Here is a 24596-nt window from a genome sequence, read left to right on the forward strand (position 1 = left end):
GATGTCAAAGCCGTACGACCGGATACTGAGACGCCCGTCCCGGATTCACCATGGCCCCGGAAGCGGGAAAGACCGGGGGGCACCGAGGGCCGAAAAGCCCTCGCCGGAGTCAACTCCCCGGGTAGGGCCAGGGGTTGGGGCGGCATTCGATGTCGTTGATCTCCAGCGATTTGGTCTGCTGCTGCATCACCGGAGCGAGCGCGCCCTCGGTGCCGCAGTTCACATGACCGTGACCCAGCCGGTGTCCCACCTCGTGGTTGATGAGCATCTGCCGGTAGGCGTGCATCGCCCGGGGGCCGTAGGTCTCCGAGCCGCGCGCCCAGCGGTAGGCGTTGATCATCACCCGGTCGGTGGCCGCGGAGTCGCAACTGACCTTGTCGATGGAGGTGTCGAGGCCGGATTTCGCGCACCAGACATCGGTGGTGCGGGGGCTGGCCAGGGTGATGACGAAGGAGGGCTGGCCCGACGAGATCCGCTGGAAGGTCATCTCGCCCCGGCCGCCCCAGCTCCGCCCGTCGTTCAGCGTGCGGTGCACCGCACGGGCGAAGAGGGCCCCGTCCAGCGGCAGCCCCTTCTCGATGTCGACGCGGTAGCGGACGGCCTTGCCGCGCGCGCCGGGCACCGCGTCGCCCCCGGGCACCGCCTCGAAGGCGCCGTCGGCGGCGAGTTCCCGGTCGATGGGGTACTGCCGGGCCATCAGCTCGTCGTAGGTGGGCGGTTGGACCGCGTCACCCGCGGGTGACGGGTCCCGGCGGCTCTCGGGGAGGGAGCCGTCGGCGCCGCCGGTGTCCCCGTCGGCCCGGTCCTCCCCCGTCGCCGCGGGTCCGGCGTCCCGGTCGCGCTCCCGGTCCTGGGCGACCTGGCCCGAGACGACGACGGCGAGCACGGCCGTCACGGCGGCCGCCGCGAGCCCGGTGAGCGTACGGCCCTTGGACCCGCTCCGCTGCCCGGGGAGCCGGCGGCCGGTCGACGGCGGGGCGGACCCGTCCTCCGTCCCCCCGTCGTCCGCTCCGCCTCCGCCGGTGCCGGGCCCCGCGTACGGCGCGGGCGCGCCGGGCGCGTCGAACGCCTCGACGAACTCACGGCGCGGACCGGGTATGCGGGAGTCCCGTGCGTGCTCGGCCGCCCCGTGGAGCGCGGGCTCACGCGCCGGTTCCCGGTGCTCCGCCGGGTACGGCCGGGCCGCCGCCTCCGGAGCGGGGTGTGCCGCCCCCTGGGAGGGGGCCTGCGCGGACGGGTACGGTCCGGACGGCGCGGGCGCGCCCCAGGCGCCTCCGGACTCGCGCTGCTCGGGGTGGCCGCCCCGGGTCCGCGGCGGCCCCTGGTCCACCGGACCATGACCGGACCCAGGCGCTCCGCCCACCGGGCCGTGACCTGCCGCGTGCGGCCCCGACCACGCTCCGGACCCGACGGACACGGGAGGCAGCGCGCCGGTGTCATATCCGCCCGTGGCGCGCGTGTCCCCACCGCCGGAAGGGCCGGAAGGGCCGGAACCACCGGCGGAGAGGGGAGCCCCCGCGGGTACGGAGTCCACCGCGGCGGCCTTGGGCGCGGGCCCTTTGCGGCTGTGTCGTCCCACGGGCTCCGATCAGCTCCTACCGGTGTCGTCGAGCAGTTCCCGGACGGCCTGCGCCACCGCCCGCGGGTACTCCATCATCGCCACATGCCCCGCGTCCGGCAGGGTCGTCAGACGCGAGTCCCGGAAGGCGAGTGCGGCCCGGTGCGCCATACGGAACGAGACCAGCCGGTCCCGTCCGCCGTACACCAGCAGCGTCGGCGCGAGCACCCGCTCGGCCTGCCGCCACAGATTGTGCTGGCCCCCCAGTGTGTACGCGTCGACGATACCCCGCGCCGTACGCCCCATCGCCTCCCAGAAATACGGGAGTCGAAGGCGTCGCCCCATCTCCTCGACGGCCTGGCGCAGGGCCTCGTCGGAGACGCGCGAGGGGTCGCCGTAGATCAGTGAGACGACCTCCCGGGCCCGCCGCTCGGCACTCCAGCCGCGAGTCATCCGGCCGAAGAGCGGGGCGACCCCCGGCAGCCCCAGCAGCCCGGTGGGCAGGGCCGTGCGCTGCACCAGCAGCTCCGGCAGCGCGGGCGAGACCAGGGTGAGGGTGCGCACCAGATCCGGGCGGACGGCGGCGACGCGGGTGGCCACCGCCCCGCCCAGCGAGTTGCCCAGCAGATGGACGGGGCCCCGGCCGGAGGCGTCGAGGAAGCGGATCACCGCGCGAGCGTGTCCGGTGACCGAGTAGTCACGGTCCGCGGGGGGCGGCGAGACCCCGAAGCCGGGCAGGTCGAGCGCCTCGCCGTCGACGGCGTCCGCGAGCAGCGACAGCAGCGGCGACCAGTTCAGGGAGGAGCCGCCGAGGCCGTGCAGACAGAGGGCGGGCGGCAGTCCGGAGCGCGCCGGGGGCCGGGAGCGCACGGCGAGCGTGAGCCCGGACACGGTGACGGAGCGCAGCTTCTCCCCCTCCGCGACCCGCACGGCGGGCAGCCGCGCGGCCGGGTCGGCGCCGGACCCGGCGGCCGGGTCCGCGACGGTGCCCGTGACCGCTCCGGCGGCCGGCTGGGCGACGGCGGTACGGACGCCTGGCGGCTCGGTCGAAGACATGGCGGCAATGTTACGAGACGATCACACCGCGATTCGTGTGTTCGGCGTCACACATCGCATAGCGCCCGGCTTCATCAGCTTCTACGCTCGAAGGAAAGGCCGCATTCACCGGCTGCTGACAGGATTCACCAGTCCGGTGTCGGGCCCGGAAGGGATGAGAACCCACCTTCAGGGAAAGCGGTGCGGTATGGCTGTCGATCCCACCGATCCGGAAACCATCGAGGAGTTCGCGGACTTCGAGGACTTCGAGGGCACGGGCTTCGAGGAGAACGGCACGGGCGGCGCAGCGGCCCGGCGGGAGGCCGGGACGCTTGAGGACGAGGTGCCGGAGGCGGACGCCGTCGAACAGCGCACGGAGGTGACTCCGGAGGGCGACGACCGTCCGGCACATATCGACGCGGACGCCGCGAACGAGGCGGACGCCGTGGAGCAGGCCCGTACGGTCGGCCTGGATGAGGACGACTATCGGTGACCTGCCCCTCTTTGCCCCCGAATAGGGAGTTATCGCGGGTGTCCGATCCGTGAAATTCTGCGTCGGCGACGCGCACGGCCGGGTTACCCAAAAGTACGATGGCGGGCGCGGCGCACAGCGCGCACGGAACGAATTTTGGGAGGCGGCGTGACAGCCATCGAGCAGACAGAGGCGGCGCGCCCGCGGGGCACGCGTCTGCCGCGCCGAGCCCGCAGGAACCAGCTCCTGGGCGCGGCCCAGGAGGTCTTCGTGGCCCAGGGTTACCACGCGGCCGCGATGGACGACATCGCCGAGCGCGCCGGTGTCAGCAAGCCGGTCCTCTACCAGCACTTCCCGGGAAAGCTGGAGCTGTATCTCGCCCTGCTCGACCAGCACTGCGAGGCCCTGCTCCACGGAGTGCGCACCGCGCTGGCGTCGACCAGTGACAACAAACAGCGGGTGGCCGCCACGATGGACGCCTACTTCGCGTACGTGGAGGACGAGGGCGGGGCCTTCCGGCTGGTCTTCGAGTCGGACCTGACCAATGAGCCCGCCGTGCGGGAGCGGGTCGACCGGGTCTCCCTCCAGTGCGCCGAGGCGATCTCCGAGGTGATCGCCGAGGACACGGGGCTGTCCAAGGAGGAGTCGATGCTCCTCGCCGTCGGCCTGGGCGGGGTGTCCCAGGTGGTGGCGCGGTACTGGCTCTCCAGCGGCTCCAGCATCCCCCGGGAGACGGCGGTGCAGCTCCTCACCTCGCTCGCCTGGCGGGGCATCGCCGGGTTCCCGCTGCACGGGGTGGACCAGCCGATCGGGCACGCCGGGCCGGTCTGACGGCTGTGGTGGCGGCGGCTCCGGCACCCGTCGGGGCGTGTTCGCTCCTGGCGTTCCCCCGGGCGGCTTCCTGCGGCTTCGGCCCGGCTAGGGTGTGCGGGTACGGCGCGGCTGACCGCGCGACGCACTGACCGTTCGGAGGGACATAGCCGTGGAGGTCAAGATCGGGGTGCTGCACGCGCCCCGGGAGATCGTTCTTGAGAGCGGACAGTCCGCCGACGAGGTCGAGCAGACCGTCGGAGAGGCGCTGTCCGGCAAGGCGCCGCTGCTCAGCCTGACGGACGACAAGGGCCGCAAGATCCTGGTGCCGGCGGACCGGATCGCCTACGTCGAGATCGGCGAGCCCGCCGTGCGGCGCGTGGGCTTCGGCGCGCAGTAGGCGCGCAGCAGACGCACAGCGGACGCGCGGTCGGCAGCAGCCGGCAGCGGTCGGCCCGCAGCAGAGCGGGACAGCGCGGGAGCGGCGGCGCGGCGGTACGCCCGCGGCGCGCGCGGTGACGCGGAACGGCCGGGGGCCGGACGGATGCGATTCCGTCCGGCCCCCGGCCGTCGTCATGCCAGCCCCCGCCATGCCCTCGCCCTCGCCCCCGTCATGCCCGCCGCCGCCATGCCTGCCGTTCGTCCTGCGGACGCGCCGCCGTCCGGGCCCACGCGCCACCCGTCGGCGGGGGCGGGGCCCCGCCGACGACGCGCCGGTGACCACCGCGCGGGCCGTGCGGGGCCTCTCCGGGGGCGGGGGCGGCGCGCCGGGGTTCACCGGCCGTTCACCGCACGGGGAGGGTTGCTTTCCGTAGCCACCGGGTAGTACGGGCTGTAACGAACTGCCCCCTTACCCGTGTCCGCGAGGTGATCAGCAGTGCTGTTCGCAGTGTTCGGTTCGGTTCTGCTCGGCCTCGCGCTCGCGTGGGCCGCCGACCGGCGGCTGGCCGCCCGCCTCCCGGGGCGCCCCGCGGTCTACGGCACGGGGGCGCTGGGCGCCCTCTTCGGCGCCTGGGTGGCCGGTGCCTCGCTCGGCCCGGGCCATGAGCTGGGGACGCTGCTGGGAGCGACGCTCTTCGGCGGTGTCCTGCTCTCCCTGCTGCTGCGGCCCTCGGCGCACCGGCTGCGCAGGGCGCTCCCCTTCTGAGGCGGACGGCCGAGCGACGACCACCGGCACCATGTCCCCCCGTCCTGTGCGGCGCCCCCGGCTCCGCTTCCGCCCCGCCGCGGCAGCGGCGGATACGGCTTCGCGCCCCGGCCCCGCCGCCGTGCCACCCGCGCCCCCGGTGGCCCCGTGCGGCCGGGGTCCCGGGGGCGGGGCGCCGTCCCCGGAGTCAGGCGGCGAGCCCCAGAGCCGCCATCCGCTGGGTGTGGGCCTTGGTGATCCGGGTGAACATCTCGCCCACGGCGGCGAGGTCGAAGCCGTCCGCCACACCGCCGACCAGCATCGTCGAGAGCGCGTCCCGCTCGGCGACGACACGCTGCGCCTGGGAGAGCGCCTCACCCATCAGCCTGCGCGCCCACAGGGCGAGCCGTCCGCCCACCCGGGGGTCGGCCTCGATCGCGGCGGTCACCTTCTCGACCGCGAAATGGCCGTGGCCCGTGTCGTCGAGCACCGCCATCACCAGGGCGCGCGTGTCGGAGTCCAGCCGGGCCGCGACCTCCCGGTAGAAGTCGCTGGCGATCGAGTCGCCCACGTACGCCTTGACCAGGCCCTCCAGCCAGTCCGACGGGGCGGTCTGACGGTGGAAGTCGTCCAGCGCCTGCGCGAAGGGCTCCATCGCGGCCGTCGGGTCGACGTCGATCGCGGCCAGCCGGTCCCGCAAGCGCTCGAAGTGGTGGAACTCCGCCGTGGCCATCGTGGCCAGCTCCGCCTTGTCACCGAGGGTCGGAGCCAGCTTCGCGTCCTCGGCGAGCCGTTCAAAGGCGGCCAGCTCGCCATAGGCGAGCGCGCCGAGGAGATCCACGACGGCGGCGCGGTACTGGGGCTGCGCGGACGCCGTCGCCCAGTCCTGGGCGGCGATTCCGGTGTGCTCGGTGGTATCGGCAGGCTCTGCGTGATCTGTGTGCTCTGCGTGATCGGTGGGATCAGCGGCGTTGTCAGGCGTCTCCATGGAGCGCACAATAGCCCGCCCGCAGCGGGCCGTAAGGGCCTGGTCAACCCCGTACGGGGCTCTCCCGGCGCGCTCCGCCGTCCTGCATCCCGGGAAATCGCCCAACACACATGCGCGAATCCGGGGTACAGTGGTAATGCGCCTGTCGAGAGGTTTTCTAGGGAAACACGTCTTCTCGGTGGGCGATCGCAGTGTTTGACCGAGGGATTTTTTTCCTTCGACCCCTTGAGGATGCCCGGTCGGTGACACGATCGGCTCCGAACCGACCGCCCTCCGTGCGGACCGTGCGCCCCTCGCGCACGACCGCTGATGAGGGGCCCCCTCAGCGGTACGACGCTTGAGCGACGGCAGAGGTCCCGCGCCATCCGGCCACCCACGGTCGGCCCGCTCCGGGCGCGACAGGACCCCCAGTCGTTCGCCTCGCGCCGCGTCTCACAGAAGAGGCAACACCCTGACTACGCAGCACACCACTTTCCGGGATCTCGGCATCCTCGCGGAAACCGCCGAGGCACTCGAAGCCGTCGGCATTCTGAACCCGTTCCCCATTCAGGAGATGACGCTCCCCGTCGCGCTCTCCGGCACCGATGTCATCGGCCAGGCCAAGACCGGCACCGGCAAGACCCTCGGTTTCGGTCTGCCGCTGCTGGAGCGCGTCACCGTCCCCGCGGACGTCGAGGCGGGCCGGGCCCGGCCCGACCAGCTCTCCGAGGCCCCCCAGGCGCTTGTCGTCGTCCCCACCCGAGAACTGTGCACCCAGGTCACCAACGACCTGCTCACGGCCGGCAAGGTCCGCAATGTGCGGGTTCTCGCGATCTACGGCGGCCGGGCGTACGAGCCCCAGGTGGAGGCCCTGAGGAAGGGCGTCGATGTGATCGTCGGCACCCCGGGCCGACTGCTCGACCTCGCGGGCCAGAAGAAGCTCGACCTCTCGCAGGTGCGCGCGCTGGTCCTGGACGAGGCCGACGAAATGCTCGACCTGGGCTTCCTCCCCGATGTCGAGAAGATCATCCAGCTGCTGCCCGCCAAGCGGCAGACGATGCTCTTCTCGGCGACGATGCCGGGCGCGGTGATCGGTCTCGCCCGCCGCTACATGTCGCAGCCCACGCACATCCGCGCCACCGCGCCGGACGACGAGGGCGCGACCGTCGCCAACATCACCCAGCGGGTCTACCGCGCCCACTCCATGGACAAGCCGGAGATGGTCTCCCGCATTCTCCAGGCCGAGGGCCGGGGACTGGCGATGATCTTCTGCCGGACCAAGCGCACGGCCGCGGACATCGCCGATCAGCTCGCCCGCCGGGGCTTCGCCTCCGGCGCGGTCCACGGCGACCTCGGCCAGGGCGCGCGCGAGCAGGCGCTGCGGGCGTTCCGCAACGGCAAGGTGGACGTGCTGGTCTGCACCGACGTCGCCGCGCGCGGTATCGATGTCGAGGGTGTGACCCACGTCATCAACTACCAGTCGCCCGAGGACGAGAAGACCTATCTCCACCGGGTCGGCCGCACCGGGCGCGCGGGCGCGTCGGGTACCGCGGTCACGCTGGTGGACTGGGACGACATCCCGCGCTGGCAGCTCATCAACAAGGCGCTGGACCTGAAGTTCCCCGATCCGGTCGAGACGTACTCCACCTCGCCGCACCTCTTCGAGGAGCTGGGCATCCCGGCGGGCACCAAGGGTGTGCTGCCGCGTGCCGAGCGGACCCGGGCGGGTCTGGCGGCGGAGGAGCTGGAGGACCTGGGCGAGACCGGGGCACGGGGCCGCAGGTCGCCCTCGGCCCCGGCCCCGGCCCGGGAGGAGCGCCCCGCGCGCACCCGGCCCCCGCGCCAGCGCCGCCGTACCCGTGGGGGCAGCACGGTGGAGTCGACGGGGACGGCGGCCGAGCCGCAGCGTTCCACGGACTCCCCGGTGAGCCCGGACGCCACGGCTCCGCGTACGCCCAGGCGCCGTCGCCGCACCCGTGCGGGCGCGTCGTCGGCGGGCATTCCGGCGGCGGGCGCTCCGGCGCAGGCCGTCGAGAAGCCGCAGGCCGTCGTCGAGGAGCCCACGGCCGTGGCGACGGCCGCCGAGCCGCTGCCGCAGCAGGCTCCCGCCGCCGAGGCCGTGGTGTCGGCGCCGCGCCGCCGCCGCACCCGTGCGGTGAAGGCCGTGGACACGGTGGAGGCGACCGTCGCCCCCGTCGTGCCCGCCCCGGCCCCCGCCGTCGATGACGCGCCGGAGCCCGAGGTCAAGCCGCGCCGTACCCGTACGGTCAAGAAGGCCGCAGTCAAGGCCATGGAGACCGCCGAGAGCACCACGGCCGCCGAGACCGCCGAGGCCGAGACCAAGCCGAGGCGCACCCGGACGACGAAGAAGGCAGCCGAGGCCGTCGAAACGGCCGAAGCCACCGAGACCGCCGTCGCGACGCCCCGCCGTACCCGGACGGTCAAGAAGGCAGCCCAGGCCGTCGAGACGACCGAAGCCACCGAGGCCGCAGTGTCGACGCCGCGCCGCACCCGCACCGCCAAGAAGACGGCGGAGACGGCCGTGGAGACGGCGGAGGGCACGGAGGCCGTGAAGCCGACGACACGCCGCCGTGCCACGAAGGCGACGGCGAGTGCCGAGGCGGCCGTCGACGCCCCCGAGGCCGAGGTCAAGCCGCGCCGTACCCGTACGGTCAAGAAGGCCGCGGTCAAGGCCATGGAGACCGCCGAGGGCACCACGGCCGCCGAGACCGTCGAGGCCGAGACCAAGCCGCGCCGCACCCGGACGACGAAGAAGGCGGCCGAGGCCGTCGAAACGGCCGAAGCCACCGAGGCCAAGCCGCGCCGCACCCGGACCGTCAAGAAGGCAGCCGAGGCCGTCGAGACGACCGAAGCCACCGAGACCGCCGTCGCGACGCCCCGCCGCACCCGCACCGCCAAGAAGACGGCGGAGACGGCCGAGGTCACGGACGGCACCGAGGTCAAGCCGCGGCGCACCCGTGCCACGGCCAAGAAGGCGGCGCCGAAGACGGCCGCCGCTCCGACCGAGGGCTGATCGACAGCGCGTCAGCCCGGTCACCGGCCTGATCACCGGCCCGGTCCCCGCCCAGGGGGCCGGGCCGGTGGCGTATCCGGCGCCCTGGGTGGGGGGCTTCCCGCGCGCCGGGTGCAACCCGTCGGTAACCTCGGGGCATGAGCAGGCCGCCCACCTTTGTGCCCCCCGTATGCGCCGAGTCCCGCACGCTGCGGACCTCCCGGGGGGAGTTCGCCGTCCTGGACGCCCGGCCCAGAGCGGGCGACCACCGGGGGACGGCGCTGCTGCTGCCCGGCTTCACGGGCAGCAAGGAGGACTTCATCGCCATGCTCGCGCCCCTCGCCGCCGCCGGATACCGGGTGGTCGCCGTGGACGGCCGGGGGCAGTACGAGACCGAGGGCCCCGACGACGAGCGGGCCTACGCCCAGGAGGAGCTGGCCCGCGATGTCCTCGCCCAGGCCAGGGCGGTCGGCGGGGACGGCCCGCTGCATCTGCTCGGGCACTCGCTCGGCGGCCAGATCTCCCGGGCCGCCGTCCTGCTGGACCCTTCCCCGTTCCGCACCCTCACCGTGATGTCCTCGGGTCCGGCCCGGATCTCGCCCGCCCAGCGCGAGCGGGTACGGCTGCTGAGCGACGCGCTGGCCGTGATGGGGATGGCCGAGGTGTGGGAGGCGATGCAGGCCCTCGACCCGCCGGAGGAGACGGCCACCGACGGGGAGGATCTGCGGCGGCGCTGGATGCTCACCGACCCCCGTCAGCTCGTCGCCACCGGACGGCAGCTCTCCACGGAGCCGGACCGGGTGGACGCGCTGGCCGCGCTGGACACGCTGCCCAAGCATGTGATCAGCGGGGAACGGGACGACACCTGGCCCGTGGAGCAGTTGGACGAGATGGCGCGGCGGCTCGGCGCACGGCGCACGGTGATCAGCGGGGCCGAGCACTCCCCCAACACCGACCGGCCCGAGGAGACGGCCGCCGCGACGGCCGCCTTCTGGGACGCGCACACCCCGCGGACGGACCCGCCGTCCGGCCGGTGAGCCCCGCGCCCACGGCCCGGACGAAGCGGCGGGACATCGGCGGATGCCCAGCCCGCGCCCGTCGGCGGTGACGGCGGCTCGCGGGAGGCGTCACCACCGGTGGACGGGGTAACGGGCGGCACCGCCCGGGCGGGCCGCCGCGATGCCGACGGCGACCAGCAGCAGCGCCAGGAAGGAGACCGGGGCGGTTCGGTGAGCACCGCGACGACGGCGGTGGCGGCGGCCGGGGAGTGCGGGGTCCTGGCCAGGGCCATCGCGCCGACGGCCGGCCCGCCCGCCACGGCGGCGGTCCACAGCGAGTCGCCCGCCACCGCTCCGGCGAGGAGCCCCACGGTGGCGGAGATCGGTTGCCCGCCGACGACGCCGCGCGGCTGGGCGAGCGGCAGCGCGGGGGCGGCGAGGACGAGGGCCGCGCTCGCGGCGAGCGGCGGTATCAGCGCCGGACGGTCGAGCACGGTCCCCAGGGCGACCATCGCGAGCAGGGCGCCGACGGCCGCGAGTGTCGCGGCGACAATGACGGGAAGCGGCGCCCGCGCCGGGGCCCTGCTCCCCAGGACGGTGGCGACACGGTCCCGGAGGGCCGGACCGGATCTGGGCGTATCGGGACGAGGGGCTGCCCTCCGCGGCGGGCGCCGGGCAGGACGCCGACCCGGGCGGATGGGCTGTCGCGGAGGACGGCGCGTCGGAGAGACCGGGCGGGGCTCGTACGGGCCTGTCCGGCACCGGGCTGTGGCCTCTCCTCCGTCACGGGGCACCCGGACAGGCCGCGCACACTCTGCGGGCACAGTTCCGGCTGTGGCCTCTGCTTCGTCACGGGGCACCCCCGCCGCACGTGGTGCACTCCGGTCTCGCGTGTGGTGCACTCCGGTCTGCGGCAACCGGGTCCGGGTGGCCCGGCACAGCCGCCGCGCCCGCGAGGACGCCCCCGGTCCACCGATGAACCCGGGCCGCTAAGCGTACGTTCACCGTGAGAAGACCCGTGTGTGATCCAGGCACGGAGACACATGGTCGGGGCTGTCCGAAAGCGGGGACAGGGGACTCGGGCCCCGCGGTCCGGGAGAGATCCGGCACCTCACAAAGATGGGCACAGCGTGAGTGGAATCCAATTCGGTGGCGGCCTCGGGAGGGGTCGGACCTCATATGACTGGGGCGATGTGTGACTTACGATCTGTCGATGTATCAGCTGCGCACGTTCCGGGAAGTCGCCCGGCTGGGCAGCTTCACCAAAGCGGCCCGGAGCCTGGGGTACGCGCAGTCGAGTATCAGCGCGCATATCAGGGCACTGGAGGCCCATATCGGTTTCAAGCTGTTACAGCGGATGCCGCACGGCGTACGACTCACCGCGGCGGGCGAGATATTCCAGGATCACGTTCTCCGTATTTTCCATGTGATGGACGAGATGGCGAGCGCGCTGAACCCCACCGGCGAGATGGAGGGCCGGGCGACCGTGGGCGCGTCCGCCCTGCTGCTGGAGACACGGATGGGCCCGCTGGTCCGGGAGTGCCGCCACCGCTACCCCCATGTCCGGGTCTCGCCCCGGCAGCTCACGATCGCCGGCACGGCCGACGCGGTGCGCACGGGGGCCGTGGACATGGCCCTGATCCACGGCGACAACGGCTTCGACGAGCCCCTGCCGATCGGAGTCATGATCAAGGATCTGCCGCCGCTGGAGGTGGTCCCCGTGGGCCGGGCCGCCCTCGCCCGCGGCGGGGAACCGGGTGCCGTCCCGGCCGCCGCGCGAGTGCTGGTCGTGGACCCCGACTGCGTCTCCCACCAGGTGCTCGCCACCAGCCTGCGGGAGGTCCACGGCATCGACGCGCCGATGGTCGAGGCCGGTTCGGTGGGCGGCGCGCGGGAGCTGGCCCGCAGCGGCTACGGCATCGCCATGCTGCCCGCCGAGGCCGTGTGCCGGGGCGAGGAGTGCCATGGGCTGGCCGTCGTCCCGGGGCTGCCCCGGGTGCGGCTGGGGGTGCGCGCGCTCTGGGCCGACCGGGCGATGTCCGCGGTGGCCGCGGTGTGCGGTGTCGCCGAGCGGATCGGCCGGGAGCACCAGGCCGTGGAGTTCGCCTGACGCACCCCCTTCCGGCCCGGCGGGACCACCGGGCCGCGCCTTTCGAGACCCGCGCCGAACCCCACGGCGGCGGGGAGCCGTTCCAGGGAGCGGACCCTGTCGACGGCATCCCCAGAAGTCGGCACCCACCCGGAGATCCGGGTGGCAGCACGAGCGGAAAGGGCCTTGGGGTGATTTCGCTGAAGTCCCGCTGGCGCAGTGCCACCACGGTGAATCACACCGGGCGGGGAGCCGGAAGAGTGCTCCTGTTCCGGCACCCCGCCTTTTCTCCTTTCCGGCCGTCGACCCCACCGATACCGCTCATCGACGAAAGAAAAGGAACCCTGGCCACGGCCCCGGTAACACGGCGGGCTCCGCACCGAGGAGAGAGGGGGAGATCGATGGCGGAAGACGTCCTTTGCATCGCGCACGCATGTCGCAACGAGCACTGCGTCCTGTGGGGCCCCGGTGGGACCTCGGAATCGGCCGGACTCCTCCTGCGCTTTCCGCCCGGCGCCCACGGGGACTTCCCTGAACACCTCGGCCATGAGCTGATGCTGGTGCGCGACGGAGTGCCGGACCACAGCGACGGCATGTCCTACGGCAAGGGCGATCCCGTCGTCGAGGGGCCGGGGACCCGGCATCAGATATCGGGCAAGGTGCGCCGGGCCGGACTGCGCGACCGGGGTGCGCGGGCGGGGGCCGCCGTCCACCGGATCGAGAACGCAGGGGACACAGGAGACACCGAGAACGCAGGGAACGCAGGAGACACAGGAGACGCAGGGGAACCGGCGGCGGAGTGACGGCCCCGGCGGGCCCGGCGGTGGCGTCCGGGCGCCCGGCCTGGGGCTGGAGGTGCTGTCGGCTAGTACTGGGCCTGAAGGTGCTGCCAGAAGCCGTCCCGCAGCGCCCTGCGCAGCACCGCGTGCCCGCGCAGGGAGCGCTGGAGCACCCGTTCCGCCTCGATGAGCAGATCCTGGTCCACCGGGCCGGGGAGGTAGGGGTGGCCGGGCAGCAGCTCGGCCATCGTGTCCCGGCCCCGTTCCGCCAGCCAGGTGGCCGCGATCTGGGCGCCCACGAAGCGCACCTCGTCCCGGGAGGGCGGCGGCGCCCCCTCGTTCTCGAAGGTCGTGACCGCCCGGCGGGTGATGTAGGGGCGGCAGAAGTCCAGGTCGAAGGTGCGCTGGCTGTCGACCTCCCAGAGCAGGGGCTCGGCCTGGTTGCTCCCGTCCGCCGCCTCGATGCCCCACAGATGCACCCGGGCCCCGTACCCCTGGGCGGCCTCCACCGCCGAGACGAGGTCCTCGTCGCCGCCCACCAGCGCGGCGTCGCTGATCGCGCGGTGCCGGGCCAGGGACTCCAGATCGCTGCGGATCAGCGAGTCCACGCCCTTCTGCTGGTTGTTGGCGTTGAGGTTGCCGAGCCGTACCTTCACATCCGGCAGTTCGGCGATGGACTGCTGCTCGGGGGTGTGGATACGCCGGCGGGCCCCGTCGTACCAGTAGACGCGCAGCAGCCTGCTGTCCGCGAAGATCGTGCGGGCCTTGTCGATGAACGCCTCGATCATCCCCTCGGCGTCCAGGTCGAACGCGCGCCGGTCCTCGGTCCCCGCCACGAGCAGCCCCGCCGCCGCGTAGACATAGCCCGCGTCGACGAAGATCGCATGGGTCGACGGCGTCTTGGCGACCTCGGCGAGCATGCGTTGCAGCAGCTCATTGGTCTGCTCGACCCGGGAGCCGAGGTCCCCGAGGGCTGTGGCGATCTGTGAGTCCTTCATACGGGGCTCATTCTCCGGCATACCGGCCCCATGCACCGGCCGATGACCGATACCCATCAGTAACCCCTGGGTGACCCGCCAGTCATTAGACAAGGAAAGATTTTCCTTAGTGTAGGGAATGTTTCCCGTCGGTGATCGTGTTGAATCCAGGGACACCAGTACTCCAGGGGGCCGCTCCCCCACCGGAGGATCAGACGAAGGGAGAAGCAGTGCGCTTCGAGATCATGCGCCTGGACGACGTCGACGGGACCGCCGTGGACAGTACCGTCGTGGACGCCGCCTCCGTCAACCGGATCGTGCAGCAGGCCGCCGCCACCGGCCAGCGCGTGTATATCCGCCCGGTCGAGCCCACGGCCCTGTAGGTCGGCCCGCGTGCCGGGCGGCGACCCCGCCGGTACGCCACAGCACACGACGGCGCCCCCGTACGGAACCTCCCGTACGGGGGCGCTGCCGTCCCGCCGCGAAGCCGTCGCGGACCCGCCCGGACGGTCCCGGAGTTCCCGGACGGGCAGCGGCAGGGGCGGGGCCGGGTCAGGCGCCCTGGACCACCTGGGTCACCCCGTTGATGATCTGCTGCACGGCGATGGCCGAGAGCATCATTCCGGCCAGCCGGGTCACCAGCACCACCCCGCCGTCCTTGATCACCCGGATGATGCCGAGCGAATAGCGCATGGCCAGCCAGAGCACCGCGTGGATGGCCGCGATCGCCGCCCAGACAGAGATCTGCTCGGCGGCCCCGTCCGCGTTCTGCACCGCGAGGATCACCGAGACGATCGCGCCGGGACCGGCCAGCAGCGGCATGCCCAGCGGCACGAGCGCCACATTGACGTCCTTGGTCTGCTTGGGTTCGTCGGTCTTACCGGTCAGCAGATCGAGCGCGATCAGCAGCAGCAACAGCCCGCCCGCGATCATCAGCGCGGGCACGGAGACATGCAGATAGTCCAGGATCTGCTGGCCGACCAGGCCGAAGACGGTGATCACACCGAAGGCGACGGCGACGGCCTGCCAGGCCATCCGCCGCTGCACCTTGGCGGGACGCCCGGAGGTCAGCGCGAGGAAGATCGGGGTGACCCCGGGCGGGTCCATGATCACGAAAAGGGTCAGGAAGAGCGAGCCGAAGACGGCGGCGTCGAACACAGTGTGGCCTTGCGACAGAGTGGTACGGAAGGGGAGGGCAGGGGCGTGCCGGAGCGCCATGGGCGCGCGGGCACAAAGGAGACAGACAGGGCACGGAGAGATGCGCGGTACGCGGGTACCTGCGCCCGGGCGGCGGGAGAACGCGGTGCACCCACCCGACCGGGGACACGCCCACCCGTCCGGGGAGCGGACGCGGCGGTGCGGGGCGGATCGCCGCGGCTTACGCGGGGAGTCCCCCGGCGCCGGGCACGGGGAACGCCCCCGTCGCCCGGCGGGTGATCTCGCCGTAGATCTCCGGGTCCGTGGTGTACGCGCCGAGCGCGATGTCCTTGCGGCTGCCGTGGTAGTCGCTGGACCCGAAGGTCAGCAGGGAGAGACCGGAGGCGAGGTCACGCAACCGCGCACGGGTTTCGGCGTCGTGGTCCATGTGGTCGACCTCGATGCCGTCGAGCCCGGCGGCGGCCAGCTCGGCGATGGTCGAGTCGGAGACGGAACGTCCCCGCTTCGCCGCGCCGGGGTGCGCCAGGACGGCGACACCTCCCGCGGCCTTGACCAGGCGGACGGCGGCGAAGGGGTCGAGTTCGTGTTTGACGACATGGGCCCGGCCGCCGTCGGCGATCCACTCCTGGGTGAAGGCGTCCGAGACGGTGGGGACCACACCCAGCTCCACCAGCGCGCTGGCGAGGTGCGGACGGCCCACCGAGCCGTCCCCGGCGATCTCGGCGACCCGCTCCCAGGTGATCGGGACGCCCAGCTCCCGCAGCTTGGCGACCATGGCCCGGGCACGCGGCACCCGGTCGTCCCGCAGCAGCTCGCGCTCGCGCAGCAGCTCGGGCTCGGCCGGGTCGAAGAGGTACGCCAGCAGATGCATGCTCATGCCGTCGAGGGCGCAGGACAACTCGGCGCCGGTGACCAGGGTCAGCCCCTCGGGGAGCGCGGCGATCGCCTCGGCGTGGCCCCGGGTGGTGTCGTGGTCGGTGAGCGCGACGACGTCCAGACCCGCGGCGGCGGCGTTGCGCACCAGCTCGGCGGGGGTGTCCGTACCGTCCGACGCCGTGGAGTGGGTGTGCAGGTCGATACGCACGGCTCAGCTCCAGCGGGTGGGGCGGACAGGGGTCGGTCCAGTGTATCGGGCACCTGTACGGCACCCGGCCGTCCAAGAGCGTGATGTCCCTCCCACACCGCGACGCCCCTCCCACACCGTGGGCCTCACCGGCCCCGGGGCACCGGAGGGGGCGGGGTCTACGCGATCAGCCGGGGGGAGAGCGCCCCGCAGGGCACCAGCTCGACCTCGGTGCCCGCGTCGTGGAGGTCGGTGAGGACCAGTTCGTCGTACATCAGCAGCCCGGACCGCTCCGGCCAGACGATCGCCCAGAGCCAGATCCCCCGGGCCTCGCCCGCGAAGACGGCCCGGTCGCCGGGGGCGGACCGGACATGCCACAGCGGGGTGGGGCGGCCCGCGGCGAGCACCTTGACCTGCGGCGGCTCGGAGACATCGAGGTGCGGACCCGGGTCGGGGCCGTCGATCCCCGCGAAGCGGGCGCCGAGGCCGACCCCCAACTCCTCGGCGACCAGCAGCAGTTCCCCCATGCCGCCGAGCGGCCCGGGGCCGGAGCAGGCGACGGCGGTGGCCCGGCCGCCGCTGCGGTCGTCGCCCGCGTACGCGACGCCGGTGAAGAGCCAGCCGACCGGCAGCGGCCAGGGCATCCAGACGGGCACCACGGCCCGGTGCACGACGACACCGAGGGCCTCGACACTGGGCGGGATCACCGGCTGGAGCGGGTGCACGGCGCCGTGCACATCACACTGCCAGGAGTCGGCGAAGAGACCGGGCGCCCTGACCCGGCCACCGCACTTCGGGCAACTGGGTTCGCCCCTCATAGCGCTCCACGGTCCTACCCCGCACGCGCCGCGTCAAGGACGATCACCCTTCCGGCGGGTGCGCCCACCCTCCGCGAGCGTCGAGTTCCGGCCAGTCACCGGGGGTTCACGCCAGGCGCACGGAGCCGCGTCCGGGGTCCCGCAGATCGGTTCCCTCCGCGAGCCAGCGCTCCTGGAGCCGCTGGGCACCGTGCACCCGTTTCCACGCGGCCTCGTTGGGCGTCATCGGCAGCAACGGCAGAAAGCGCACCGGGTCCCGGGGGGCGTCCAGCTCCAGATCCGGCACCAGGCCGCCCGGTTCGGCGACGAGGACCGCGGTGAAGGGGGCACCGGGCCAGAGCGGGCCCCCCACGTCCAGGGCGGCGCCGGGGGCCACCACCACGCCTTCGACCTGGGGGGAGGCCGCCAGTACCGCCAGTGTCCGCAGCACCTTGCCGGTGTCGGCGAGCCCCGCCCGTACCGACAGGACGAGTTCGGCACGCGGGCCCCTGAGGGGGTCGGCGTGCGGGGCCGTGGGGTCGGTCATGGGGTGGGCGGACATCCCGAGCGTGGCGTAGCGCACCAGGCCCGCGCCCCTGCCCGCGCCCGCCCCGGTGCCGTGGGCCGCGCCGGGGCCGCCGGGCGCTTCGGAGCCGCCGGGGCCGCCGGCGCCGTCGGGACCGTCAGGCACCTCGGGGCCGCCAACGCTGCCGGGGCCGTCGGGCGCAAAGAACCGGAGCACCTCGATCCGGTCCGTTCCCAGAAAGGTCACCGAAGCCCGCGCGTCGGGCTCCCCGAGCGCCGTACGGAGCCGGGACTCGACCAGAGCAAGAACTTCTCCCATCCGGCGAGCATAAAGCGCGGAGAGAATGGGCAAACCCCGGGATTGACCCTCAGTCGGCTGATAGTCTTGGCCGCTGGCCGGGGTGGCGTGCTGATGCACGCGGGGACGGCACGCGACAGCGTCGCTCCTCCTCCCCGGCGTCTCGTCTCTCCCCTACGGGGGACCGGCCGGAGGAGGTGGGGTCCACGGTGGATCGAAGTCGACCGTGCAGTACCAGCCGCTCTTCCGTACGGCACCATCTCCGGGCGTACTGAGCCCTCTCTCCATCCGGGTTCCGGCGTTCCGCACGGCCCGCGTCCCAGGGAACTCCCGGGGCGTCGGCCTTCCGGCGCCTTCCTGTCCGACGGAAATGCACACCACGGAAGAGCACCCCCCTTTCACTGCTTTCTTCCTGTTTCTCCTGCTTTCTGCCTGTCTGTAGCGAACGCCGTCACCGCGTCCTCGCGGTGCCGCCCGCTTTGCGGACGTAGTCCCCGCGGTGCCGCCCGCTGATGCGGACGCAGCGCTCACGTCCCCATTCCGGGCTGCGCCACGCCCCGCCGACGGCCCCTTTCGTGAAGGAGCCAGCCATGTCGATGATCCGTGATCTGCGCGCAGCCGTCCGTCCCTCGCTGCGCAAGACCAGCGCCGTCTACAGCTCGTACGACACCACCCGGGACCCCTCCGCCTCCAGCGCCGTCGTCGACTGCGCCGTCTACCGCGACGGCCGGCGGCTGGAGGGCGAGTCCTGCCAGACCCCCCGCGAGGCCATGCTGCGGGTGCGCGAGGGCGGCGGCTTCGCCTGGATCGGGCTGCACGAGCCCACCGAGGAGGAATTCGCCGGGATCGCGGCCGAGTTCGGGCTGCACCCGCTCGCCGTGGAGGACGCCGTCCACGCCCATCAGCGGCCCAAGCTGGAGCGGTACGACAACACCCTCTTCACCGTCTTCAAGACGATCCACTACGTCGACCACGACGAGCTGACGGCGACGAGCGAGGTCGTCGAGACCGGCGAGGTGATGTGCTTCACCGGCCGGGACTTCGTGATCACCGTGCGGCACGGCGGCAAGGGCTCGCTGCGCCAGCTCCGGCGGGGTCTCCAGGAGGACGCCGAGCTGCTGGCGAAGGGCCCCTCGGCGGTGCTGCACGCGCTCGCCGACCATGTCGTGGACGGCTACATCGCCGTCGCCGCCGCCGTGCAGGACGACATCGACGAGGTCGAGATCGATGTCTTCTCCGCCCCCGCCAAGGGCAAGAAGCGCGGCAGCGACCCGGGGCGGATCTACCAGCTCAAGCGGGAGGTGCTGGAGTTCAAGCGGGCCGTGTCCCCGCTGCTGCGGCCGATGCAGCTGCTGAGCGAGCGGCCCATGCGGCTGATCGACCCGGACATCCAGAAGTACTTCCGCGATGTCGCCGACCATCTCGCCCGGGTGCAGGAGGAGGTCATCGGCTTCGACGAGCTGCTGAACTCGATCCTCCAGGCCAACCTCGCCCAGGCGCAGGTCGCGCAGAACGAGGACATGCGCAAGATCACCTCCTGGGCGGCGATCATCGCGGTGCCCACGGCGGTCTGCGGTGTGTACGGCATGAACTTCGACCACATGCCGGAGCTGCGCTGGCAGTACGGCTATCCCATGGTGCTCGTCTCCATCGCCGTCATCTGTTTCACCATTCACCGCACCCTGAAGCGGAACGGCTGGCTCTAGCGGAACGGCCGACTCTGGCGGAACGATCCGGGCCGGGCCCACCAGGCCGGTGCGGTCTGCTGCCGGACAGGCCGGTGCGGCACGGCGGAACAGGTCGGTGCGGTCCCGCCGAACGGTCGGTGCGGTCCCGCGGAACGGGCCGGTGCGGCACGGGTCGATAGGCTGCGGGCATGACAGCGAACCCCTCCGGCCGCCGTTCCGTGTCCCCGGGCCCCTCGGGCCCCTCCGGCCCGTCCGGCCCCGGGGGCGGGCACCCCTTCCTCGGCCCCGCGCTGGTCGAGGAGGCCACCAGGAAGTCGGGGCTGATCTGGGTCCGGGGGCAGGGCCCCGAGCGGGCGCTGTGGCATGTGTGGCACGACGGCGCCGCCTATGTGGTCGGGGACGGCGCGGGCGAGCAGCCGCTGCCCGGCCTGACGTCCGGCGAAACCGCCGAGATCACCGTCCGCAGCAAGGACAAGGGCGGCCGACTGGTCGCCTGGACGGCCTCCGTGGACGAGCTGGAGCCCCGTTCCGCCGCGTGGGAGGCGGTCGTCCCGGAGCTGAAGGGCAAACGGCTGAACGCGGTGGCCGCCGAGGAGATGCCGGAGCGCTGGGCGCGCGACTGCCGGGTGCTGCGGCTGGCGCCGCTCACCTCCACCACCGAACTGCCGGACGGCTCACTGGCGGCGCCGCCGCTGCCCAGCGCCGCGACCACCCGCCGCCCGGTCCCGGCGGCCCTGCCCCGGCTGCTGTTCTCCCGCCGCTCCGGCCGGGCCAAGCGGTCCCGCGACACCGCCTGACAGCACCCGGCCCCGCCCGGGGGCCGGGCGGTCAGCGGTCATCAGCCGCTGGTCTTCGGGAGCTGCCCGCCGTAGTCCACCGTCTCCCCCTTCGCGGGCGGCTCCAGCGCGAAGTCCACGTCCCACTCGGCCAGCGTGAGCACGCCCTTGCCGCCCGCCCGCGCGAACTGCACCGGGTACGGGGCGCCGTCCAGCGCCACATCGAGGACGCCCCCGGCGCCGTCCGCCGCCTGGACCTTGATCGTCCGCACCCCGCCCACCCGGGTGCGCTCCCCCTTGCTCAGCTCGCCCTCCATGCCGAGCAGCCCGTCGATCAGCTCGTCCATCTCGGTGAAGCCGCGGAATTCCTGGTACGCCGGATCGCCCTGAGGCACCTTCACATACTTGCCGCCGAGCTTTCCGGCCGCCGCCTGGTCCGCCGCCGTGCCCGGCCGTCCGGACCGGTCGCGGGGCTTGTCGCCGTCCTCGTGCACCCAGAAGGAGGCGTCCGCCTTGACATAGAGCTGGTCGTCGACGCGCAGCAGCTCGAAGGTGTTCTCCCTGGAGGTGACCGAACCGGCGCCGCCACCCTCCTTGAGCTGCATGTTCAGCCGAAATGTGCCGCCCTTGCTGACGAGGGTCCCCGACACCCGTACGGCCTTGGCGGCGTCCGCCGCCACCCGCGCCTTGGTCTCGATCTCCCGGGGTGTCAGCTTGCCGACCCCGTTCGTCCCCTTGTCCGGGTCGGGCTTCTTCTCCTCCGTGCACGCGGTGGCGGACAGGGCGAGCCCCGCGCACAGCACCGCCGAGAGCACGGCCCGGCGAACCCGGGGGACCGAAGGGAGGGGAGTCACCGGCGCACTGCCTCTCATCTGCTTGTCTGCTGCGTCTTCCGCTCGTTCCGCTCAGCGCGGGAGCGCAGTGGGCAGCGTACCGGTGCCGGATGCCCGCCCCGGCGGCCCGTCGCCCGGACACCGGACGGCCATGACATGGCCACCCTGCCCCCACCGGAGGACCACCGGAGGATCACGGGAGACAGGGGCGGCAGAGAACGCCCCCGGACCGCGCGGACTACAGAGGCAACCGCAGGGACAATCGCAGAGACAGCGGGCCGTAACAGGACGGGCTAGCCTGAAGCCGTCATAGCTCTTCATAGACGTTGATGAACGCTGATGAGCGCTGATGAACGTCGATGAATGTTCATGGGCGGCATCGGCGCCCTGGGCGTTACGGAGCGCCCTGAGGCGTCATGGCTCCGGCGGAGCCGCCGGGCCCGGGTCGGAGCGGAGGTGCGGAGCATGGTCGCGAGCGGCCCCCGGATCTTTGTCTCGCACCTCGCCGGGGTGCCCGTCTTCGACCCCAACGGGGACCAGGTCGGCCGGGTCCGCGACCTGGTCGCGATGTTGCGCGTCGGCCGCCGTCCGCCCCGGCTGCTGGGCCTGGTGGTGGAGATGCTCAACCGCCGCCGGATCTTCCTGCCGATGACCCGGGTCACCGGTATCGAGTCCGGCCAGGTCATCACCACCGGGGTGCTGAACGTCCGCCGCTTCGAGCAGCGCCCCACCGAGCGGCTGGTCATCGGGGAGCTGCTGGACCGGCGGGTCGAGCTGGTCGACAGCGGCGAGGAGGCCACCGTCCTCGATGTGTCCGTCCAGCGGCTGCCCGCCCGCCGCGACTGGGAGATCGACCGGGTCTTCGTCCGCCGGGGCCGGGGCGGGGCGCTGCGCCGCCGGGGCGAGACCCTGACCGTGGAGTGGTCGGCGGTCACCGGCTTCTCCCTGGAGGAGGAGGCGCAGGGGGCGGAGAGCCTGGTCGCGACCTTCGAACGGATGCGCCCGGCCGACCTCGCCAACGCCCTGCACCATCTGTCGCCCAAACGGCGCGCCGAGGTCGCCGACGCCCTCGACGACGACCGGCTCGCCGACGTCCTGGAGGAGCTGCCCGAGGACGACCAGGTGGAGATCCTGGGCAAGCTCCAGGAGGAGCGCGCCGCCGACGTCCTGGAGGCCATGGACCCGGACGACGCCGCCGACCTCCTCTCCGAGCTGCCGGAGGCCGACAAGGAACGGCTGCTCGCCCTGATGCGGCCGGACGACGCCGCCGATGTGCGGCGGCTGCTGTCGTACGAGGAACGCACCGCGGGCGGGCTGATGACCACCGAGCCCATCGTGCTGCGGGCCGACGCCACGGTGGCCGACGCCCTCGCCCGGGTGCGCCGCCAGGACCTGTCCCCCGCGCTCGCCGCGCAGGTGTATGTGTGCAGGCCGCCGGACGAGACACCGACCGGCAAGTACCTGGGCACCGTGCACTTCCAGCGGCTGCTGCGCGATCCCCCGTTCACGCTGGTCGGCTCGATGGTGGACAGCGATCTGCCGCCGCTCCCGCCGAACACCCCGCTCCGGGCCGTGACCAGCTATCTCGCCGCGTACAACATGGTCGCGGCGCCGGTCGTGGACGAGAGCGGCTCCCTGCTGGGGGCGGTGACGGTGGACGACGTCCTGGACCATCTGCTGCCGGAGGACTGGCGGGAGACGGAGTTCGCCGAGCCCGCGCGCTCCGACGGGGGGACCGGACCCGCGCGGGCGCCCGGCACGGGCGGGGAGTCCTGGCATGGCTAGCGGCGGCGAGCGCAGACCCCCGGGGCCCGCGGGGCCGGGCGGCGGCCCCGGTGAGCCGCGGGAGCCCATGCCCGCGGGCGCCAGCGCGGTGAACCGGCCCCGGACCCGGCTCGATGTGCCGCGCGCCCCCCGCCGCACCCTGCTGCCGGAGTACGACCCCGAGTCGATCGGGCGTCTCTCCGAGCGGATCGCCCGCTTCCTGGGCACCTGGCGGTTCATCCTCTGGATGACGCTGATCATCATCGTCTGGGTGCTCTGGAACGTGTTCGCCCCGGCCCTGGTCCGCTTCGACGAGTACCCGTTCATCTTTCTGACCCTGGCCCTCTCCCTCCAGGCGTCCTACGCGGCCCCGCTGATCCTGCTGGCCCAGAACCGGCAGGACGACCGGGACCGGGTCACCCGGGAGCAGGAGCGCAAGCAGAACGAGCGCTCGATCGCGGACACCGAGTATCTGACCCGGGAGATCGCCGGGCTGCGGATGGGCCTCGGCGAGGTCGCCACCCGGGACTGGATCCGTTCGGAACTCCAGGACCTGGCCAGAGAGATGGAGGAGCGGCGCGGGGACGGGCCGGGGGAGGGCGACGCGGGACGGCCGGAGGACTGACGCGGGAGAGCGCGGGGACGGCCGGGGAGTGACGAAGTCGACCGCCGACGGGCCTTTCCGCCGCCGGGAGGGGGCGCCGTACCATCGTCGGTATGGCTACGGAAGACGCGGTGCTCGAAGCGCTGTCGACGGTGAACGACCCCGAGATCAACCGACCGATCACCGAACTCGGCATGGTCAAATCGGTGGAGGTCGGAGCGGACGGCACGGTCGCCGTCACGGTGTACCTCACCGTCGCCGGGTGCCCGATGCGCGAGACGATCACGAAGAACGTCACGGACGCGGTCTCCCGCCTCGACGGGGTCGGCCGGGTCGACGTCACGCTGGACGTGATGGGCGACGAGCAGCGCAAGGAGCTGGCGGCGGCGCTGCGCGGCACCACGGCCGAGCGGGAGGTGCCGTTCGCCCAGCCCGGCTCGCTGACCCGCGTCTACGCGGTGGCCTCCGGCAAGGGCGGGGTCGGCAAGTCCTCGGTGACGGTGAACCTGGCGGCGGCGATGGCGGCCGACGGGCTGAAGGTCGGTGTCGTGGACGCCGACATCTACGGCCACTCGGTCCCCCGGATGCTGGGCGCGGACGGCCGTCCCACCCAGGTCGAGAACATGATCATGCCGCCGTCGGCGAACGGTGTGAAGGTCATCTCCATCGGCATGTTCACCCCGGGCAACGCGCCGGTGGTGTGGCGGGGCCCGATGCTGCACCGCGCGCTCCAGCAGTTCCTCGCGGATGTGTACTGGGGCGACCTGGACGTCCTCCTCCTCGATCTGCCGCCGGGCACCGGTGATATCGCGATCTCCGTCGCCCAGCTCGTGCCGAACGCGGAGATCCTGGTCGTGACCACGCCCCAGCAGGCGGCGGCGGAGGTCGCGGAGCGCGCCGGTTCGATCGCCGTGCAGACCCATCAGAAGATCGTCGGCGTGGTCGAGAACATGGCGGGGCTGCCCTGTCCCCACTGCGACGAGATGGTCGACGTCTTCGGCACCGGCGGCGGCCAGCGGGTCGCCGAGGGCCTCAGCCGGACCACGGGGACGACCGTGCCGGTGCTCGGCTCGATCCCGATCGACGTCCGGCTGCGCGAGGGCGGCGACGCCGGGACGCCGGTGGTGCTCAGCGACCCCGAGTCCCCGGCGGGCGCGGCGCTGCGGTCGATCGCGGGCAAGCTGGGCGGGCGGCAGCGCGGTCTCTCCGGGATGAGCCTGGGGATCACCCCGCGGAACAAGTTCTGAGCCACCGGGGCACCCCCTG

23 protein-coding genes and 1 pseudogene are annotated in these 24596 nt (G+C 73.1%); 14 read left to right on the forward strand and 10 right to left on the reverse strand.

Translation table 11 applies throughout. From position 1 onward, the window contains the following. Positions 1-109 precede the first annotated feature (109 nt). Positions 110-1330, reverse strand: coding sequence for a DUF3152 domain-containing protein (locus tag CRV15_RS08325; protein WP_003953897.1), 1221 nt, complete (start codon positions 1328-1330; stop codon positions 110-112). 258 nt (positions 1331-1588) lie between these two features. Next, positions 1589-2614, reverse strand: a complete 1026-nt coding sequence (locus CRV15_RS08330) for an alpha/beta fold hydrolase (protein WP_003953895.1) — start codon at positions 2612-2614, stop codon at positions 1589-1591. Positions 2615-2801: 187 nt separating this feature from the next. On the opposite strand from CRV15_RS08330, the gene CRV15_RS08335 reads away from it, so the two are divergent. From CRV15_RS08335 to CRV15_RS08350, 4 genes are all read left to right on the forward strand, one after another. Beyond that, positions 2802-3086 carry a hypothetical protein gene (locus CRV15_RS08335; protein WP_009997464.1) on the forward strand — a complete coding sequence of 95 codons (285 nt, stop codon included), beginning with the start codon at positions 2802-2804 and terminating at the stop codon, positions 3084-3086. A gap of 147 nt (positions 3087-3233) precedes the next feature. After that, a complete protein-coding gene (locus CRV15_RS08340; protein ID WP_003953894.1) occupies positions 3234-3896 on the forward strand; it encodes a TetR/AcrR family transcriptional regulator in 663 nt (220 codons plus the stop codon). A gap of 151 nt (positions 3897-4047) precedes the next feature. Next, positions 4048-4275 (forward strand): DUF3107 domain-containing protein, encoded by a 228-nt coding sequence (locus CRV15_RS08345; protein ID WP_003961726.1) that lies wholly within the window; start codon positions 4048-4050, stop codon positions 4273-4275. Between the two features lie 477 nt (positions 4276-4752). Further along, positions 4753-5022 (forward strand): hypothetical protein, encoded by a 270-nt coding sequence (locus tag CRV15_RS08350; protein ID WP_003961725.1) that lies wholly within the window; start codon positions 4753-4755, stop codon positions 5020-5022. 187 nt (positions 5023-5209) lie between these two features. Here CRV15_RS08350 and CRV15_RS08355 read toward each other — a convergent pair whose 3' ends face one another. Further along, positions 5210-5989 carry a ferritin-like fold-containing protein gene (locus CRV15_RS08355; RefSeq protein WP_003953890.1) on the reverse strand — a complete coding sequence of 260 codons (780 nt, stop codon included), beginning with the start codon at positions 5987-5989 and terminating at the stop codon, positions 5210-5212. 553 nt (positions 5990-6542) lie between these two features. Here CRV15_RS08355 and CRV15_RS08360 point away from each other — a divergent pair. Further along, a complete protein-coding gene (locus tag CRV15_RS08360; RefSeq protein ID WP_003961723.1) occupies positions 6543-9002 on the forward strand; it encodes a DEAD/DEAH box helicase in 2460 nt (819 codons plus the stop codon). 137 nt (positions 9003-9139) lie between these two features. Next, positions 9140-10018 (forward strand): alpha/beta fold hydrolase, encoded by an 879-nt coding sequence (locus tag CRV15_RS08365; RefSeq protein WP_003953888.1) that lies wholly within the window; start codon positions 9140-9142, stop codon positions 10016-10018. A gap of 206 nt (positions 10019-10224) precedes the next feature. On the opposite strand, the pseudogene CRV15_RS37700 reads toward CRV15_RS08365, so the two are convergent. Then, positions 10225-10491 (reverse strand): annotated as a pseudogene (locus CRV15_RS37700) (HPP family protein); the annotation flags it as partial. A gap of 701 nt (positions 10492-11192) precedes the next feature. Between CRV15_RS37700 and CRV15_RS08375 the strand changes: the two are divergent. Both CRV15_RS08375 and CRV15_RS08380 read left to right on the forward strand, forming a co-directional pair. Then, positions 11193-12089, forward strand: coding sequence for a LysR family transcriptional regulator (locus CRV15_RS08375; RefSeq protein WP_003961722.1), 897 nt, complete (start codon positions 11193-11195; stop codon positions 12087-12089). A 380-nt stretch (positions 12090-12469) separates the two neighbouring features. After that, positions 12470-12871, forward strand: coding sequence for a hypothetical protein (locus tag CRV15_RS08380; RefSeq protein ID WP_003953884.1), 402 nt, complete (start codon positions 12470-12472; stop codon positions 12869-12871). A 62-nt stretch (positions 12872-12933) separates the two neighbouring features. Here CRV15_RS08380 and CRV15_RS08385 read toward each other — a convergent pair whose 3' ends face one another. After that, complete coding sequence (locus tag CRV15_RS08385; protein WP_009997461.1) at positions 12934-13845, reverse strand: NYN domain-containing protein; 912 nt, start codon at positions 13843-13845, stop codon at positions 12934-12936. Between the two features lie 209 nt (positions 13846-14054). On the opposite strand from CRV15_RS08385, the gene CRV15_RS35880 reads away from it, so the two are divergent. Beyond that, positions 14055-14207 carry a hypothetical protein gene (locus CRV15_RS35880; RefSeq protein WP_009997460.1) on the forward strand — a complete coding sequence of 51 codons (153 nt, stop codon included), beginning with the start codon at positions 14055-14057 and terminating at the stop codon, positions 14205-14207. A 169-nt stretch (positions 14208-14376) separates the two neighbouring features. Here CRV15_RS35880 and CRV15_RS08390 read toward each other — a convergent pair whose 3' ends face one another. The 4 genes from CRV15_RS08390 to CRV15_RS08405 all read right to left on the reverse strand — a co-directional run bounded on the left by CRV15_RS08390 (position 14377) and on the right by CRV15_RS08405 (position 17686). Next, positions 14377-14982 carry a MarC family protein gene (locus CRV15_RS08390; RefSeq protein WP_003953881.1) on the reverse strand — a complete coding sequence of 202 codons (606 nt, stop codon included), beginning with the start codon at positions 14980-14982 and terminating at the stop codon, positions 14377-14379. A gap of 220 nt (positions 14983-15202) precedes the next feature. Then, entirely contained in the window at positions 15203-16066 is an 864-nt protein-coding gene (locus tag CRV15_RS08395) for a PHP domain-containing protein (protein ID WP_003953880.1), read from the reverse strand. A gap of 158 nt (positions 16067-16224) precedes the next feature. After that, positions 16225-16863, reverse strand: a complete 639-nt coding sequence (locus tag CRV15_RS08400) for a DUF6758 family protein (RefSeq protein ID WP_003953879.1) — start codon at positions 16861-16863, stop codon at positions 16225-16227. Between the two features lie 106 nt (positions 16864-16969). Further along, positions 16970-17686 (reverse strand): suppressor of fused domain protein, encoded by a 717-nt coding sequence (locus CRV15_RS08405; protein ID WP_003953878.1) that lies wholly within the window; start codon positions 17684-17686, stop codon positions 16970-16972. A gap of 569 nt (positions 17687-18255) precedes the next feature. Between CRV15_RS08405 and CRV15_RS08415 the strand changes: the two genes are divergently transcribed. Together CRV15_RS08415 and CRV15_RS08420 are read left to right on the forward strand one after the other, a co-directional pair. Then, positions 18256-19371: a magnesium and cobalt transport protein CorA gene (locus CRV15_RS08415; RefSeq protein ID WP_003953876.1), complete on the forward strand. Its 1116-nt coding sequence runs from the start codon at positions 18256-18258 to the stop codon at positions 19369-19371. A 170-nt stretch (positions 19372-19541) separates the two neighbouring features. Further along, a complete protein-coding gene (locus tag CRV15_RS08420) occupies positions 19542-20150 on the forward strand; it encodes a hypothetical protein (protein ID WP_003961718.1) in 609 nt (202 codons plus the stop codon). Positions 20151-20191: 41 nt separating this feature from the next. On the opposite strand, the gene CRV15_RS08425 is transcribed toward CRV15_RS08420, so the two are convergent. Beyond that, the gene (locus tag CRV15_RS08425; protein WP_003961717.1) at positions 20192-21001 is read right to left on the reverse strand and encodes a hypothetical protein; all 810 of its coding nucleotides are present in this window, start codon (positions 20999-21001) and stop codon (positions 20192-20194) included. A 426-nt stretch (positions 21002-21427) separates the two neighbouring features. Here CRV15_RS08425 and CRV15_RS08430 point away from each other — a divergent pair, with 426 nt between their 5' ends. The 3 genes from CRV15_RS08430 (at position 21428) to CRV15_RS08440 (ending at position 24577) form a co-directional block, all read left to right on the forward strand. After that, a complete protein-coding gene (locus tag CRV15_RS08430; protein WP_003953872.1) occupies positions 21428-22747 on the forward strand; it encodes a magnesium transporter MgtE N-terminal domain-containing protein in 1320 nt (439 codons plus the stop codon). 67 nt (positions 22748-22814) lie between these two features. Next, positions 22815-23351 (forward strand): DUF1003 domain-containing protein, encoded by a 537-nt coding sequence (locus CRV15_RS08435; protein WP_003961715.1) that lies wholly within the window; start codon positions 22815-22817, stop codon positions 23349-23351. Between the two features lie 92 nt (positions 23352-23443). Further along, positions 23444-24577 (forward strand): Mrp/NBP35 family ATP-binding protein, encoded by a 1134-nt coding sequence (locus tag CRV15_RS08440; RefSeq protein ID WP_003953870.1) that lies wholly within the window; start codon positions 23444-23446, stop codon positions 24575-24577. The last annotated feature ends 19 nt before the right edge of the window (positions 24578-24596 follow it).

Origin of the sequence: Streptomyces clavuligerus, from assembly GCF_005519465.1 — a bacterium.
In the GTDB taxonomy this organism is placed as follows: Bacteria; Actinomycetota; Actinomycetes; order Streptomycetales; family Streptomycetaceae; genus Streptomyces; species Streptomyces clavuligerus.

Coding starts and splice junctions, on each gene's coding strand:
- CRV15_RS08330 (WP_003953895.1), bottom strand. CDS start 2,614: ATGTCTTCGACCGAGCCGCCAGGCGTCCGTACCGCCGTCGCCCAGCCG.
- CRV15_RS08335 (WP_009997464.1), top strand. CDS start 2,802: ATGGCTGTCGATCCCACCGATCCGGAAACCATCGAGGAGTTCGCGGAC.
- CRV15_RS08355 (WP_003953890.1), bottom strand. CDS start 5,989: ATGGAGACGCCTGACAACGCCGCTGATCCCACCGATCACGCAGAGCAC.
- CRV15_RS08360 (WP_003961723.1), top strand. CDS start 6,543: ATGACGCTCCCCGTCGCGCTCTCCGGCACCGATGTCATCGGCCAGGCC.
- CRV15_RS08365 (WP_003953888.1), top strand. CDS start 9,140: ATGAGCAGGCCGCCCACCTTTGTGCCCCCCGTATGCGCCGAGTCCCGC.
- CRV15_RS08375 (WP_003961722.1), top strand. CDS start 11,193: ATGTATCAGCTGCGCACGTTCCGGGAAGTCGCCCGGCTGGGCAGCTTC.
- CRV15_RS08380 (WP_003953884.1), top strand. CDS start 12,470: ATGGCGGAAGACGTCCTTTGCATCGCGCACGCATGTCGCAACGAGCAC.
- CRV15_RS08385 (WP_009997461.1), bottom strand. CDS start 13,845: ATGAAGGACTCACAGATCGCCACAGCCCTCGGGGACCTCGGCTCCCGG.
- CRV15_RS08400 (WP_003953879.1), bottom strand. CDS start 16,863: ATGAGGGGCGAACCCAGTTGCCCGAAGTGCGGTGGCCGGGTCAGGGCG.
- CRV15_RS08405 (WP_003953878.1), bottom strand. CDS start 17,686: ATGGGAGAAGTTCTTGCTCTGGTCGAGTCCCGGCTCCGTACGGCGCTC.
- CRV15_RS08415 (WP_003953876.1), top strand. CDS start 18,256: ATGTCGATGATCCGTGATCTGCGCGCAGCCGTCCGTCCCTCGCTGCGC.
- CRV15_RS08420 (WP_003961718.1), top strand. CDS start 19,542: ATGACAGCGAACCCCTCCGGCCGCCGTTCCGTGTCCCCGGGCCCCTCG.
- CRV15_RS08425 (WP_003961717.1), bottom strand. CDS start 21,001: ATGAGAGGCAGTGCGCCGGTGACTCCCCTCCCTTCGGTCCCCCGGGTT.
- CRV15_RS08430 (WP_003953872.1), top strand. CDS start 21,428: ATGGTCGCGAGCGGCCCCCGGATCTTTGTCTCGCACCTCGCCGGGGTG.
- CRV15_RS08435 (WP_003961715.1), top strand. CDS start 22,815: ATGCCCGCGGGCGCCAGCGCGGTGAACCGGCCCCGGACCCGGCTCGAT.
- CRV15_RS08440 (WP_003953870.1), top strand. CDS start 23,444: ATGGCTACGGAAGACGCGGTGCTCGAAGCGCTGTCGACGGTGAACGAC.